Source organism: Blastococcus deserti (genome assembly GCF_042682525.1).
GTDB lineage: Bacteria > Actinomycetota > Actinomycetes > Mycobacteriales > Geodermatophilaceae > Blastococcus_B > Blastococcus_B deserti.
This window is the reverse complement of the sequence record NZ_JBHUHP010000030.1, coordinates 177,658-191,101: the sequence shown is the minus strand read 5'-3', so window position 1 is coordinate 191,101 and position 13,444 is coordinate 177,658. Positions and strand designations below refer to the sequence as shown.

The 13,444-nt window shown below is 74.1% G+C and carries 11 protein-coding genes; 2 read left to right on the top strand and 9 right to left on the bottom strand.

Features of this window, described 5'->3' with window-relative positions:
- Nucleotides 1-19: 19 nt before the first annotated feature.
- From ACFSHS_RS20815 to ACFSHS_RS20805, 3 genes are all read right to left on the bottom strand, one after another.
- The gene (locus ACFSHS_RS20815) at nt 20-1,510 is read right to left on the bottom strand and encodes an amidase (protein WP_376880355.1); all 1,491 of its coding nucleotides are present in this window, start codon (nt 1,508-1,510) and stop codon (nt 20-22) included.
- On the bottom strand, nt 1,507-2,571 hold the full coding sequence (locus ACFSHS_RS20810) for a class I SAM-dependent methyltransferase (RefSeq protein ID WP_376880353.1): 1,065 nt from the start codon (nt 2,569-2,571) through the stop codon (nt 1,507-1,509). Before ACFSHS_RS20810 ends, ACFSHS_RS20815 begins: the two co-directional genes overlap by 4 nt.
- A 74-nt stretch (nt 2,572-2,645) precedes the next feature.
- Nucleotides 2,646-5,801 (bottom strand): ATP-binding protein, encoded by a 3,156-nt coding sequence (locus ACFSHS_RS20805; protein WP_376880351.1) that lies wholly within the window; start codon nt 5,799-5,801, stop codon nt 2,646-2,648.
- A 151-nt stretch (nt 5,802-5,952) separates the two neighbouring features.
- On the opposite strand from ACFSHS_RS20805, the gene ACFSHS_RS20800 reads away from it, so the two are divergent.
- Both ACFSHS_RS20800 and ACFSHS_RS20795 read left to right on the top strand, forming a co-directional pair.
- Nucleotides 5,953-6,636: an SMP-30/gluconolactonase/LRE family protein gene (locus ACFSHS_RS20800; protein WP_376880348.1), complete on the top strand. Its 684-nt coding sequence runs from the start codon at nt 5,953-5,955 to the stop codon at nt 6,634-6,636.
- Entirely contained in the window at nt 6,633-6,920 is a 288-nt protein-coding gene (locus ACFSHS_RS20795) for an SMP-30/gluconolactonase/LRE family protein (RefSeq protein WP_376880346.1), read from the top strand. The genes ACFSHS_RS20800 and ACFSHS_RS20795 overlap by 4 nt, the downstream gene beginning before the upstream one ends.
- On the opposite strand, the gene ACFSHS_RS20790 is transcribed toward ACFSHS_RS20795, so the two are convergent.
- From ACFSHS_RS20790 to ACFSHS_RS20765, 6 genes are all read right to left on the bottom strand, one after another.
- Nucleotides 6,911-7,390 (bottom strand): (2Fe-2S)-binding protein, encoded by a 480-nt coding sequence (locus ACFSHS_RS20790; RefSeq protein WP_376880344.1) that lies wholly within the window; start codon nt 7,388-7,390, stop codon nt 6,911-6,913. The genes ACFSHS_RS20795 and ACFSHS_RS20790 overlap by 10 nt on opposite strands.
- The gene (locus tag ACFSHS_RS20785; protein ID WP_376880342.1) at nt 7,387-9,687 is read right to left on the bottom strand and encodes a xanthine dehydrogenase family protein molybdopterin-binding subunit; all 2,301 of its coding nucleotides are present in this window, start codon (nt 9,685-9,687) and stop codon (nt 7,387-7,389) included. Before ACFSHS_RS20785 ends, ACFSHS_RS20790 begins: the two co-directional genes overlap by 4 nt.
- A gap of 8 nt (nt 9,688-9,695) precedes the next feature.
- Nucleotides 9,696-10,565 carry an FAD binding domain-containing protein gene (locus tag ACFSHS_RS20780; protein ID WP_376880340.1) on the bottom strand — a complete coding sequence of 290 codons (870 nt, stop codon included), beginning with the start codon at nt 10,563-10,565 and terminating at the stop codon, nt 9,696-9,698.
- 13 nt (nt 10,566-10,578) lie between these two features.
- Nucleotides 10,579-11,826, bottom strand: coding sequence for an NRAMP family divalent metal transporter (locus tag ACFSHS_RS20775; RefSeq protein WP_376880337.1), 1,248 nt, complete (start codon nt 11,824-11,826; stop codon nt 10,579-10,581).
- A gap of 92 nt (nt 11,827-11,918) precedes the next feature.
- Nucleotides 11,919-12,761, bottom strand: coding sequence for a polysaccharide deacetylase family protein (locus ACFSHS_RS20770; protein ID WP_376880335.1), 843 nt, complete (start codon nt 12,759-12,761; stop codon nt 11,919-11,921).
- Complete coding sequence (locus ACFSHS_RS20765; protein ID WP_376880333.1) at nt 12,758-13,444, bottom strand: GntR family transcriptional regulator; 687 nt, start codon at nt 13,442-13,444, stop codon at nt 12,758-12,760. The genes ACFSHS_RS20770 and ACFSHS_RS20765 overlap by 4 nt, the downstream gene beginning before the upstream one ends.

Here is a 13,444-nt window from a genome sequence, read left to right as displayed (position 1 = left end):
CCGGCGATCGGACCCACCGTCACGGCGCCGCCAGGGCGAGCTCCGGGGAGGGGGCGGCGGTCGCGCTCACCGGGGGACGGTTATCGGCCCACGGCCGTGCCCGCTCGAGCTGGCCGGCCAACCGGAAGAGGGTGGCCTCGTCGCCGAACCGGCCGAGGACGTGCACGCCGACGGGCAGGCCGTCCCCGTTCCACCAGAGCGGCACCGACATCGCCGGGTTGCCGGTCACGTTGGCGACCACGGCGGGGTACTCGACCGTCGGCCCCCCGCGGCGGAGGGCACGCAGCGGGTCGTCCGGCGTCGAGACGATCTCGCCGAGCGGTACCGGTGGCGTCGACAGCGTGGGCGTCAGCCACGCGTCGAAACCGGTCAGGAAACCGGCGACCGTGCGCGCGAAGGCCTGCAACTCCTGGACGGCGAGCAGGTAGTCCGCGGCGGACACCTCCCGGCCCCGCTCCAGGAAGGCGCGGGTGCCCGGCTCGAGTTCGCCGTCCCCGGGTTCCCGCCCGGTCGCACCGGCCGCGAGCCGGAGGAACCATGCCACCGCGGCGTAGTAGCCGGTCGCGATCGCCCGGCCGACCTCAGGCGTCAGCCCGGGCAGCTGGGCCTCGACCAGCTCGTGCCCGAGGTCGCTGAGCAGTCCGGCCGCGTCCTCGACCGCAGCCACGCAGTCGGGATGGCCGGGGTGGCCGGTCGGCGTCCGCGAGGTGAAGGCGATCCGCAGGCGCCCCGGATCGGCGGCCACCTCCGACACGAACGGCCGTGTCGGCGTCGGCGCCGGGTACGGATCGCCGAGCGCCGGGCCGCTCGTCGCGTCGAGGAGGGCGGCGCTGTCCCGGACCGACCGGGTGACCGCGTGCTCGGCCATGAAGCCGCTCACCGCGTCGCCGCAGGTGGGTCCGAGGGGGTTGCGGCCACGGGTCGGCTTGAGCCCGAACACCCCGCAGGCCGAGGCGGGGAAGCGGATGGACCCGCCGAGGTCGTTGGCGTGCGCCATGGGCACCAGGCCGGCAGCGACCGCGGCGGCCGACCCGCCGCTGGACCCGCTGGTCGACCGCGTGAGGTCCCACGGGTTGCGCGTCGGCCGGTGCAGCACCGGCTCGCAGGCCGGCAGCAGGCCGAACTCGCAGGTGTTGGACCGGCCGACGACGGTCAGGCCGGCGCACCGCAGCCGGGTCACCAGCTCGGCGTCGACGCGGCCGACGGAGTCGCGCAGGAACCGCGAGCCGTTCGTCGTCCGCACGCCGGCGATCTCGACGAACAGGTCCTTGACCAGGTACGGCACGCCGGGGAACGGCACGGGAGCGGGAGGCCCGCCGCCCAGGCGGCGGCCCTCCTCCAGAGCGGAGTCGAACAGCGGCGTGACGACGGCGTTCAGCGCGGGGTCCAGCCGCTCGATCCGCTCGATCGCGGCCCCGGTCACCTCCTCGGCCGTCACCTCCCCCCGCCGGACGAGGTCGGCCTGTGCGGTGGCGTCCAGGGTCGCCAGGTCCGCGGCCAGGGCGGTCACGGCCGGGCCTCGAGCAGGATGTTGAGCGGCGCCGCGTCGGTTCCCACCCGCCGCACCCGGCCGTAGCCGGCATCGGTGAGCACCCGGCGCACCCGCGCCTCACCGGCCATGGTCCCCAGCGCGCGGGCCCCCGGCTGCGCCAGGGACGACGGCGTGCAGACCAGCGTCGAGATCGCGTAGCCGATGCGGGCGTAGGGGTTGGCGAAGTCGTCCTCGAGCCGGTCCGCGGCCAGCGGCTCGACGACGAGCACGGTGCCGTCGGGCGCCAGGGCGGAGCGGGCGTGCGCAGCGGCCGCGACCGGGTCGCCCAGGTCGTGCAGGCAGTCGGTGAAGCTGATGAGGTCGTAGCCCGCCCCCGGGAACGCCGTGGCGTCGGCGACCTCGAAGCTCACCCGCTCGGTGAGACCGGTCTCCGCGGCGGCCTTGCGGGCCGCGGTGACCGACGGCGCGTCGATGTCGAAGCCGACGAACGCCGACGCCGGGTACGCCTCGGCCAGCACGATCGTCGAGACGCCGCGGCCGGCGCCGACGTCGGCCACACGGGCCCCCCGGCGCAACCGGTCGGCCACGCCGTCCAGTGCCTCGATCCAGCTCTCGAACGCGGCGCGGTACATCGGCCGGGTGAAGTTCTCCTGCGCGTCGTTCAGCGCCGGGTGGTGGTCACCCCAGCCGACCCCGCCGCCGGTGCGGAACAGCCTCTCCACCAGGTCGACGTCGTGCCACAGCGCGATCAGTCCGGGGAAGACACCGATCAGCGACGTCGGCCCGTCGTGGGTCGCGAGGACCTGCGCCATCTCGTCGGTCAGCGTGAAGGCTCCGGAGGCGGCGTCGTACTCGACGTAGCGGGCCACGGCCATGGCGCACAGCCACTCCCGGACGTAGCGCTCGGCGGTCCCGGTGCGGGCGGCCACGTCCCGGGGGGTGACCGGCCCGGCGCCGGCCATGGCCGCCCACAGCCCGAGCCGGTCGCCGAGCACGACGAGCGGTCCGCCCAACGACACGCCGATGTCGCTGAACACGGTGCCGACCGCCTGCTCCAGCCTGCTCTGGTCGATGCTCATGCCTGGCTCCTCTCGGTCGGTGCGGATACCGGGAGGGCGGAAGACCGGACCTCACGACCTGGGAGGAACCGGCCTCACAGCCGCCAGTGGACGGCCTCGGTCGGGCGGTAGGAACAGCGGGTGCCGGTGGCGACCGACGTGCGGAGGTGCCCGCCCAGTTCCGGATGCGCCTGCTCGATGTGCCGGAGGGCGTCCCGGATGCGGGCCGTGACGGTGCTGCGCGCCCGCTCCCCCGCATCGCCGAGGCGGCGGCGCCGGCCGCCGAGGCCGCTGGCCGCCACCAGCTCGTGGACGACGGCGGCGCGCTCCTCGGTGAGGCGCGCGCCTCGTCGGGCGTCCCCGGCGGCGTCGGCCTCGGCGAGCCGGGCGTCGAGCTCGGCGATGCGCTGCCTGTAGGCCGTCCGGGCGCGGTCGTCCAGCACCGGGTCGGCGCCGACGGTGGCCAGGTGCGGCGCACCCAGGAGGTCGGCGGCGGGGATCTCGCGGCCCGGGGCGGCGAGCAGCCGGGCGAGGTCCTGCAGCCCCTTGGCGTCGCGCAGCCGGACCGTGCGGCCGGCGTAGGTCAGGTCCCAGACGTCGCCGTCGCGGCGGAAGACGTTCTCCGGTGGGCGGTCGAGGCCGGTGAGCAGCTGCCGGGCCCGCTCGCCCAGCCGGTCCAGGCCGAGCCGGTCCGCCTCCTCGGCGGCGACCCCGAGCAGCGGCCGCGCCCTGTCCCGCTGGATCCCCGTGCCGTGCGCGAGGACGGCCGCCAGCTCGACCCGGCAGCGGACGGCGTGGAGCCGGGCGGCGATCCGGTCGGCGAGCTCGGTGGCCCTCTCGAGGTGCGCGATCGCCTCGTCCGTGCGGCCCAGGGTGGCGGCGAGCAGCCCGAGCTGGAGCGCCACCGGCCCGGTGGTGAAGACGGCGCCGCCGAGCACTCCGACCGTGTCCCCTTCCGGGAGGAGCTCGTCGTACCACCGGGCGCTCGACTCCTGGTCACCCAGCGCAGCGGCGAGCTCGGCCAGCAGCGCGAACGACGCCGTCCGGCGCCATCGGTAGCCGAGCTCGTCCGGCCGCCCGAGTCCGGCGACGAGCGCGGCGGCCGCGGCGGTCTCCCCGCGCTCGAGGTGCAGGAAGGCGCGCAGGACGAAAGCGAACCCGGGCGGCGCCAGGGGGCGGCCCCGCTCCTCGGCGATCCCCATCAGGCGGGACCAGTCCCCCCGCAGCAGGCCCAGCCCGACCCACTGGCTGGACCCGACGCCCCAGGCGTCCGGTTCACCGACGTGCTCGCCGTACTCGATCGCCTCGCCGATCAGTGCGTCGGCCCGCTCCACGGGACCGGTGAGGCAGGCACGCGAGGCGCGCCGGGACAGCGCCAGGTACCGGAAGTGCGGCACCCGCAGCTCGTCGGCCAGCCGGACGAACTCGTCCAGCGCGCCCGACCAGGCCGGGTCGGCCAGCTCCAGCAGCGCGACCATCCGGGTGAACCAGGCCTCGAGCACGAGCTCCTGCTCGTCTGCCCGCCGCGCGACCTCCTCGAGCTCGTCGGTGAGCGGCAGGCGCTCGCGGGCGGTGCCCGGCCGCCACCGGACGTCGAGCTGTGCCCACAGGGCGTGCGCCAGGACGCTCGTGTCCCCCAGGTGCTGCGCCGCCCGGATCGCCTCCCGCGCGAGCGCGTCGGCGCGGGGCTCGTCCCGGGCGGGGCCGTCGGCCAGCTCGCGGGCGAGGGCGGCCAGCAGGAGGCACCGGTCGACCGGGACGTCGTCGTGGGCGAGGGCCTCCTCGAGGAGGGCGACGACGTCGGCGTGCACGACGTCGGTGGCGGTGGCCACGCGGTGCGCGCCGAGCGCGGCGGCCGCCAGCACCCCGGCGTCCCCCTCGTCCCTGGCCCGCTCGGCCGCCGCGAGGAACCGGTCGTAGGCGGCGTCGGGCCGCCCGGCGCGCCGGAGGGCGTGCGCGTACTCGACGAGCTGCGCCGGCGGCGGGGACGGGTGGAGGTCGGTCGCCCGCCGGTGGTAGTTCACCGCCTCGTCGAAGGCGCGGCGGCCGGTGGCGTCGCGGCCGGCCTCGAGCAGGGCGGCGACGGCGCGCTCCGGGTCGCCCAGCGGCAGCGCAGCGGCGCGGTGGTGGGCGGGCTCCTGGGGCGGCACGGGCCGGCCTGCGGCCCGCTGCCGCTCCAGCTCCTCGGCGACGGCGAGGTGCAGCGCGCACCGCTGTCGTGCCGGCAGCCGGGCGTAGAGGACCTCGCGGAACAGGTCGTGACCGAAGCGCGCGCGTCCGGGTGCTGCCGCGGTGACGACGCGGGCGCGCTCGGCCTCGTGCACGACGTCGAGGGCGGGCTCGGCGCGCAGCCCCGCGGCCGTGGCGGCGACGTCGACGTCGAACTCGGTCCCGACGACGGCGGCGGCGTCGAGCAGTCGACGGGTCGGGGCGGGCAGCCGGTCCAGCCGGCGCGCGACGACGTCACCCAGCACCGGAGGCAGGTCCGAGGCGCTGCCCGACTCCAGGAGGGAGGTCAGCTGCTCGACGAGGAAGGGGTTGCCGCCGCTGCGGCGGTGGAGGTCGGCGACGAGGTCGTCGGGGACGTCGGTGCCCAGCAGGGTGCGCGCCAGCGCGGACACGTCGGCCGGTTCCAGTCCGGTCAACGGCAGGAGGCGGGCCTGCTCGGCGAGCGGCGGGAGGAGCTGGTGCAGCGGGTGACCGGGCGCGGCGACGTCGAGGTCGCGGTAGGTGCCGACCACGAGGACCGGGAGGGCGCGCAGCCGGCGGGCGAGGAAGGCGAGCAGCCTGACGGAGGAGGCATCCGCCCAGTGGAGGTCGTCGAGGACGACCATCAGCGGCCGGTCCCGGGCGGCCACGTCGAGGTGCTGGGCGACCGCGTCGAAGAGGCGGAACCGCTCGGCCTGCTCGTCCCGGACGGGGGTCCCGTCGGTGTGCTCGACGGGGCCGTCCTCCAGGAGCCGGGCTCCGGAGCCGAGGTCGCGGAGGACCTGGATCCAGGGCCAGAACCCGGGCGCGCCCTCGCCGTCCCAGCAGGTGCCCCAGGCGACGCGCGCGGCCCGGTGCGCAGCCTGGTCGGCGGCCACGGTGGCGAGCGCGGTCTTGCCGATCCCGGGGTCGCCGGTGAGCATGACCAGTCCGCCGTGCCCCGCGACGGCGTCCTCCACGGCGCGCTCGAGCGCGAGCAGCGCCACGCGGCGTCCGACCAGCCGCCGTGGCGCCGGCCGCCGGGTGGAGAGCCGCGCTTCCACCGGTGGAGTATCGCGCCGCGGTGCGGTCCCGAGAGCGGGGGGCGTCGTGCCGTCGGGTCGTCGCGCACCCGGACGCCGGTGCGCGGGGCCGTCCTGGTATCGAAGGACGCGCCGACGCCCGGCTGCCTTCACCCTTCGGACCAGGAGCACGATGACCACCCAGCGACCCGCCGGCCGCAGCTTCGCCGAGCTGTTCGGCGACAGCCCCCTCCTGGAGCGGATCGGCTCCGGTTTCGACTTCACCGAAGGGCCGGTCTGGAACCCGGTGGAGGACGCCCTCTACTTCAGCGACATGCCCGGCGACGTCCGGCGGCGGTGGAGCGAGGACGACGGCGTCCGCGAGGTCCGGCGCCCCAGCAACAAGGGCAACGGGATGGCCTACGACGCCCGCGGCGGCCTGCTGGTGTGCGAGCACTCGACGAGCCGGCTGGTCCGCGAGGAGCCGGACGGGTCGACCACCGTCCTGGCGTCGCACTGGGAGGGCCGGGAGCTCAACAGCCCCAACGACGTCATCGTGACGCTGACCGGCGACGTCTACTTCACCGACCCCACCTTCGGCCGGACGGAGGGGTTCGGCGTCGCCCGGGAGCAGGAGCTGGACTTCCAGTGCGTGTACCGCATCCCCGCGGGCACCCACCGGCTGGAGCTGGTGGCCGCCGACTTCGACCAGCCCAACGGCCTCTGCATGTCGCCGGACGAGTCGGTGCTCTACGTGGACGACACCGCCCGCTTCCACGTGCGCGCCTTCCGCGTCGGACGGAGGGGCCGAGCGGCGACGGTCCCGTGCTGGCCGAGGGCCTCGGCGGCGGGGACGACGGTGTCGCCGACGGGATGAAGGCCGACTCGGAGGGCAACCTCTACGTGACCGGGCCGGGCGGGGTGTGGGTGCTCGATCCTTCCGGGAAGCATCTGGGCACGCTGGAGGTCCCGGAGGTGGTCGCGAACCTCAACTGGGGCGGGCCCGGCTGGTCGACCCTCTTCCTGACCGCCTCCACCTCGCTCTACCGGGTGCGGACGAACGCCGTGGGAGCCCCCGTCCCCAACATGCGCCGCGGCCGGTCCAGACCGGCCGACCCACCGCGGACGCGGACGGCCGCCGGCCGGGAGCCCTACCCCTGACGGAGCCGCTGGGCCGCCGCTTCCACCGCGTCCACGATCTCGCCGTAGGCCCCGCACCGGCAGATGTTGCCGGCGAGCTGCTCTCGGATCTCTTCGCGGCTGGGCTGCGGGTTGCGGTCGAGCAGCTCCTTGGCGGTCATGATCATGCCCGGGGTGCAGAAGCCGCACTGGAACGCGAAGTGCTGGACGAACGCCTCCTGCAACGGGTGCAGACCGCCGTCCTCGAGCCCTTCCACGGTCTCGACGGTCGCGCCGTCGCTGAGCACCGCGAGCCGGACGCACGTCGCCACGGCCCGCCCGTCGACGAGCACGGTGCAGGTCCCGCACACCCCCTGCCCGCAGCTCTCCCGGGCGCCGTTCAGGGCCAGCCGCTCGCGGAGGACCTCGAGCAGGGTCTCCCCCGGGTCGACGCGGAACTCCTGCTCCGTGCCGTTGACGGTCAGGGACAGGCGCTGTTCGGCACTGGTCATGAGGAACCTCCGGCGGCGCGGATCGCGGACAGGACCCGCTCGGCGGTCAGGGGAAGGGCGGTGAGATCGGCGCCGGTGGCGTCCTGGATGGCGTTGGCGATGGCCGGTGACACCGCGAAGGTGCCGGTCTCGCCCACGCCCTTCGCGCCGTACGGGCCGTCGCGCTGCGGCACCTCGACGATGACGGCCTCCATGGGAGGGACGTCGAGGATGCCCGGCACCTTGTAGAAGCCGAGTCCCGGCGAGGTCGACTGCCCCTCGTCGTAGCGCAGCTCCTCCGACATGGTCATGCCGAACTGCATCACGGCACCGCCGGTGAGCTGGGTCCGCACGAGTTCGGGGTTCAGCGCGCGCCCGGCGTCACCGACGATGACGAGCCGGTTCACCGTGACCCGTCCGGTCTCCGTGTCCACCTCGACGTCGGCACCGGCGGCGCCCGACATCCAGAACGCCGCCGCTCGCTCGCTCTGACCGGTGTCCAGGTTCGGCGGGTCGTAGTCCGGCGTGAACTCGCTGGCCTCGGTGATGTGGCCTGCCTGGATGCCGAGCCGGGACACCATCACGTCGCGGAAGGACACCCGCGGTCCTCCGCCGCGGACCAGCACCTCGCCCGCATGGATGTCGAGGTCGTCGACCGGGACGTCGAGCATCTGCGCCGCCGCCTCGAGCAGGCGGGCGCGCACGGCCCTTGCCGCGGCGACGACCGCGTTGCCGACGTGGAAGGTCGACCGCGACCCGAGGGTCCCGGTGTCGTAGGGCGTGGTGTCGGTGTCGGCGTGGCTGACCCGCACCCGCCCGTCGGGCAGCCCGAGGGCTTCGGCGGTCAGCTGCGCCATCACCGTCGCAGACCCTTGGCCGACGTCCACGGTCGGGCACATGACCGACGCGCTGCCGTCGGCGTTGAGACGCACCACGGCGCCGGACGTCGACGGCGTCACCACGGCCTTCATGGCGATGCCGACGCCGCGACCCCGGCGGACGGGCCCGCTACCGGGGTCGAGGGGGCGGTCCCACTCCATCGCGCGGGCCAGCTCCTCGAGCACCTCCTCGTTCGCGGTGTCCTGGAGCACCGTGCCGGTGTGGTGCACCCCTCCGCGCCGCAGCAGGTTGCGGCGGCGGAAGTCCACGGGGTCCATGCCGAGCTCGCGCGCCATGAGGTCGGTGTGCCGTTCGTACGCCCAGGCCACCTGCGGCACGCCGAACCCACGCATCGCGCCGGCCGGCGGGAGGTTCGTGTAGACGGCTCGGGAGTCGATCCACACGTTGTCGATGTCGTACGGACCGGCTGCGGTGAGGCCCGACTTCTGCGTCACCCGCGGACCGATGTCGGCGTACGCGCCGCCGTTCCACCACGCCTCCACCTTGCGGGCGCGGATGACGCCGTCGGCGTCCACGCCGCTGGTCACTCTGATCGTGCTGGCGTGCCGGGTGATCGTCAGGAAGGTCTCTTCCATGGACAGGGCCAGCCGCACCGGCCGGCCGGTGATCACCGCGCAGGCAGCGACCAGCGGCTCGAGCTTGGGGTAGAGCTTGGCCCCGAAGCCGCCCCCGAGGAACGTCGTGCGGATCTGCACCATGGCCTCCGGCAGCTCGAAGAGCCGGGCGACCTCGAGCCGCACGATCGAGGGGTTCTGCGTCGCGGAGTCGATGATGAGGCCGCCGTCGTCGGCCACCCGGCCGATCGCCACGACCGGCTCCAGCGGGGCGTGCGCGATCGCCGGCGTGGTGAAGGTGTGGGTGAAGACGTGCGGGAGCGCGGCGAACGCCGCGTCGACGTCCCCTCGGCGCAGCCGGTACTCCAGCGCCACGTTGGTGGCGCGCCGGCCGGACAGGTGCTTGAGGTCGGCGAACGTGCCGCCCGGGCGCAGCTCGTCGTGCACGAGGGGCGCATCCGGCGCGCACGCTTCCACGGCGTCGAAGACCGCGGGCAGCTCCTCGTAGCTCACGTCGACGAGGGCCGCCGCCTCCTCCGCCGTGCGCGCGTCGCGGGCCAGGACGGCGACCACCGGCTCGCCGATGAACCGCACCTTGTCCAGCGCCAGCACCGGCTGATCGTGGAACGCCGGGCCGAAGTACGGGTGCGGCAGGACCTTCCGGATGTCCTCGCCGGTGATCACGGCGTGGACGCCGGGCACCGCCCGGGCCGCCTCGACGTCGATGCCGGTGATGGTCGCGTGCGCGACGAGACTGCGCACCACCCGTGCCTCGAGCATCCCGGGCACGCTCATGTTGTGGACGTACGACACGCGCCCGGTGGTCTTGGCGCGTCCCTCGATCCGCGTCGCGGACTGTCCCACGTGGGTCTTCATGACGGGTTCAGTGCCCTCTCCAGCAGCCGCCGGGTGCTCACGCGCACGACGGTCTGCTTGTAGTCGGCGCTGCCGAACTGGTCGGACGCGTAGTCCAGCCCGTCGGCGGCGGCCTCGGCGCAGTGGGCGAGATGCTCCGCGGTGGGCCGCGCGCCCACCAGCATGCTTTCGGCGTCCGTACGTCGCTCGGCGCGGTCGGTGACCGCCCCGACCGCCACGGCCGCCGTCCGGACGACGCCGTCCTGCGTGCTGATCGACACGGCGACCCCCGCCGCCGGCCAGTCCTCCACAGTGCGCGCGGTGGTCTTCGTGTAGCCCCCGACCACCCCGGGCGCTCGGGGAGGGATGCGTACCGCGGTGATGAGCTCACCGGCGCGGAGCGTGGTCTCGTAGTAGCCGCTGAGCACGTCGTCGAGCGGCCGCACGAAGTCGCCGTCCGGTCCGGTGCCCTCGATCTGCGCGTCGAGCGCCAGCAGGACCGGCGGCAGGTCCTGGTGCGGGTCGGCGTGGGCGAGGTGCCCGCCGATGGTGGCGGTGTTGCGGATGCGGACGCTGGCCACCCGACCCAGGGCCGACACCAGCACCGGGGCCTGCTCCGCCACGAGCGCGGAGGTCTCCAGGTCGCGCAGCGTGGCCAGGGCACCGAGGCGCAGTCCGCCGTCCGCCGTCCGCTGGATCCCGCCCAGCTCCTCCCGGAGCCCGCCCAGGTCGACGAGGGGGCCGGGCGGGGCGAAACCGGAGCGGAGCAGCAGGGTCAGGGCGATCCCGCCGGCGACCGGCCGGGCGTCCTCGTCGTCGACGAGGACGGCCACGGCGTCGGCCACCTGCGCGGGTCGGGTGTACGTGCACCCCCGGGGAACGAGCACGGGTCTGCTCCTCTCAGAGCGTGACGTACCAGAAGCGGACGGCGGCGGCGATGGCCACCAGCAGGCTGAACGCCAGGCCGGCGTTCAGCAGCGGGCCGGCCTTGTGCTCGCCCATCAGCGACTTCTTGTTCGCCAGGTACCACCAGGTGGCGATGCCGATCGGCATGAAGGTGCTGTTGAAGGCCGCGCCCCAGGAGACCCAGACGAAGGGATCCCACCCGAAGAACGGGATCGAGATGCCGACCGCCAGGACGACGGCCTGGACGAGCTTGAAGCGCGTCTCGGTCATCCGGACCGGCCAGCGCACGAGGTCGCTGACGACGTAGCCGGCCACGCTGGTCTGCACGACGGCCGTGGTCAGGACGGCGCCGAGCAGTCCCACCGCGAACAGCACGGCGCTGAGGTCACCGGTCACCGGCCGGAGGGACTCCGCTGCCGCGACCGCGCTCGTCGCCGGGATGCCCTGCGCGTACAGCGTCGAGCCGACCACGATGATCACCGCGAAGGAGACGAAGGTCAGCATGACGTTGATTAACCCGGTCTCGAACCGGATGAGCGGCAGCCGCTCGACACCCCACCCGCGGGCGATGCTCCCGTAGCCCTGGATGGTCGGGACGTTGATGGCCAGCGCGGACCCCAGCACGGCGGTGAAAAGCAGCACGGAGGTCGCGTCGGACGGGAGGGTGAAGGTGAACATCTCGCCGACGCCGCCCCAGTCGATCGGGACGACGAACAGGGCCACCAGGTAGGTGGCGGCGAGGATGTAGAGGAAGAACTGCAGCAGCTTCTCGATCACGCGGCTGCGGCCGGGCAGCAGCGCCATGAGCGCCACGACGATGACGAACGCCACGCCCCACGCGCGGACACCCAGCGCCGGGAAGAGCAGCTGCAGCGCGGCGGCGCCGAGCACGACCTGGACGGTGTGGAAGACCAGGTTGACCAGCAGGATCGCCACACCGTTGGCCCAGGCGATCACGGGGTGGACCTCGTCCCGCATCACCGCGATGGGATTCCGGCCCGAGACGACCGAGATCTTGACGCAGGCGTAGCCGGCGGCCCAGATCGCGATGACGGCCGGGATGATCACCCAACCGAAGACGAAGCCGGTGGCGGCGGCCAGGATGACCGCGTTGGTCACCGACGCGCCGCCGATGTTCAGCCCGCCGGCGAGCCAGGCCGGACCGGACTCTTTGAAGTAGTAGCCGTACCGGGCCAGGCGGCCGGACGGCGCCTGACCCTGCAACTCCGTGGAAGTGCTCACGCGCTTACCTCCTTGCAGCGTGGACGCCGTCGTCGCACGCGGTGGACGGCCGGCCGCGGGTGCGGGGCCGCTGCTACCTGCTGCGGAACCGCTCAGCGGGTCTGCTTCCCATTGGTGCGGAACCACTCCGCGTACTCGCGGCGGGTGGGGGCCCAGATCTCGGGACGACGAGCCACCTCGGCGCAGATCTCGTCGAAGACCCAGGCGCCGTAGGGACGGCCGAAGACATGCGCGTGGACCGTGACGTCGAGGTGCGCGACGCCCTGCTCGTGGCGCTCGGTCCAGGCGAGGGTGTCGGCGAATGTCTCGAGGAGGCGCCGCGGCTGCTGCCCGTGCTTCATGTACACCGGCAGGTCGTTGACGTCCATGGTGAACGGCAGCCAGACCAGGTCGCCGGTGTCGTCGCGCAGGTAGGGCTGGTCGCGGTCGAAGACGTCGGAGAACCACTGGAGGCCGGACTCGGCGAGCAACCTCCCGGTGTTCTCGCTCGGCGTGCAGCGCGGGCTGAGCCAGCCGTGCAGCGCATCCCGCCCGACGACGTCACCGAGACGATCGAGCGTCTTGTCGAGGTTGGCCTTCTCCTCCTCGGCGCTGAGCAGCGCCGGGATGATGTTCTGCGCGTAGGAGTGCGGGGCGATCTCGTGCCCGGCGCCCTGGGCGGCCTTCAGCGACTCCGGGTTCAGCTCGGCGATCCGGCCGCTGGTGAACAACGTGGCCTGCACGCCCTGCCGGTCGAGGCTCTCCAGCAGTCGCCAGATGCCGACCCGCCAGCCGTACTCACCGAACGAGGCGGCGTTGGTGTCGAAGACGCCGGCCGGCAGCGGGTTGCCCATCGGGCCGAGGCCGGGAGCGGCCCCCTCGGACCACGCCTCGTAGGCGATGTTGAGCAGGACGACGGTGGTCTTGCCGTCGGGCAGGGTCAAGGGCTGCGTCACGGCAGGGCCACCGCGTCGGTCGTCGCCGTCCGGGCGGCGCGTTCGTCGTCTTCCATGAGCGCTGCGACCAGGTCGTCGCCGACGCGGAGCTTGTGCTGGCAGGCCAGGCGCGAGGCGAGCTCGCCGTCACGGGCGCGGAGGGCGGCCAGGATGGCGCGGTGCTCCTCGTTGGAGCGGTGCAGCCGCTCGGGGTGCAGCCGCATGACGGTGACCATGCCGACGTGGCCGTCCCAGACGTTGGAGATCAGGTCCTGCAGCCGCCGGTACGGGCAGGCGGAGAAGACCAGCTCGTGGAACTCGCGGTTGAGCGCGCTGAAGCCGGTGACGTCCTCGGTGCTCAGCACGTCGTCCATCTGCTCGATCAGCTGCTCGAGCTGGGCCAGCGTCTCGTCGTCGACGAAGTCGGCCGCCGCGCCGGTGGCGGCACCCTCGAGGTTGGCGCGGATCAGGTAGGCCTCGCGCACCTCGTCGGGCCGGTAGATGCGCACCTGGGCGCCGCGGTACGGGGCGATCTCGATGAGGTCGTCGCCCTCGAGGCTGCGCAGGGCCTCGCGCACCGGGATGTCGCTGCAGCCGAACTCCTCCGAGAGCCGACGTACGACAAGCCGGTGCCCGGGTGCCAGCTCGCCGGCGAGGATCCGCCGGCGCAGCTCTTGATAGATCTCCGAGGATCGCAGCGCCAT

Bases quoted from the DNA above. Each gene is read 5' to 3' on its own strand.
- ACFSHS_RS20810 (WP_376880353.1), bottom strand. From the start codon at position 2,571: ATGAGCATCGACCAGAGCAGGCTGGAGCAGGCGGTCGGCACCGTGTTC.
- ACFSHS_RS20800 (WP_376880348.1), top strand. From the start codon at position 5,953: ATGACCACCCAGCGACCCGCCGGCCGCAGCTTCGCCGAGCTGTTCGGC.
- ACFSHS_RS20795 (WP_376880346.1), top strand. From the start codon at position 6,633: ATGAAGGCCGACTCGGAGGGCAACCTCTACGTGACCGGGCCGGGCGGG.
- ACFSHS_RS20790 (WP_376880344.1), bottom strand. From the start codon at position 7,390: ATGACCAGTGCCGAACAGCGCCTGTCCCTGACCGTCAACGGCACGGAG.
- ACFSHS_RS20765 (WP_376880333.1), bottom strand. From the start codon at position 13,444: ATGGCGCTGCGATCCTCGGAGATCTATCAAGAGCTGCGCCGGCGGATC.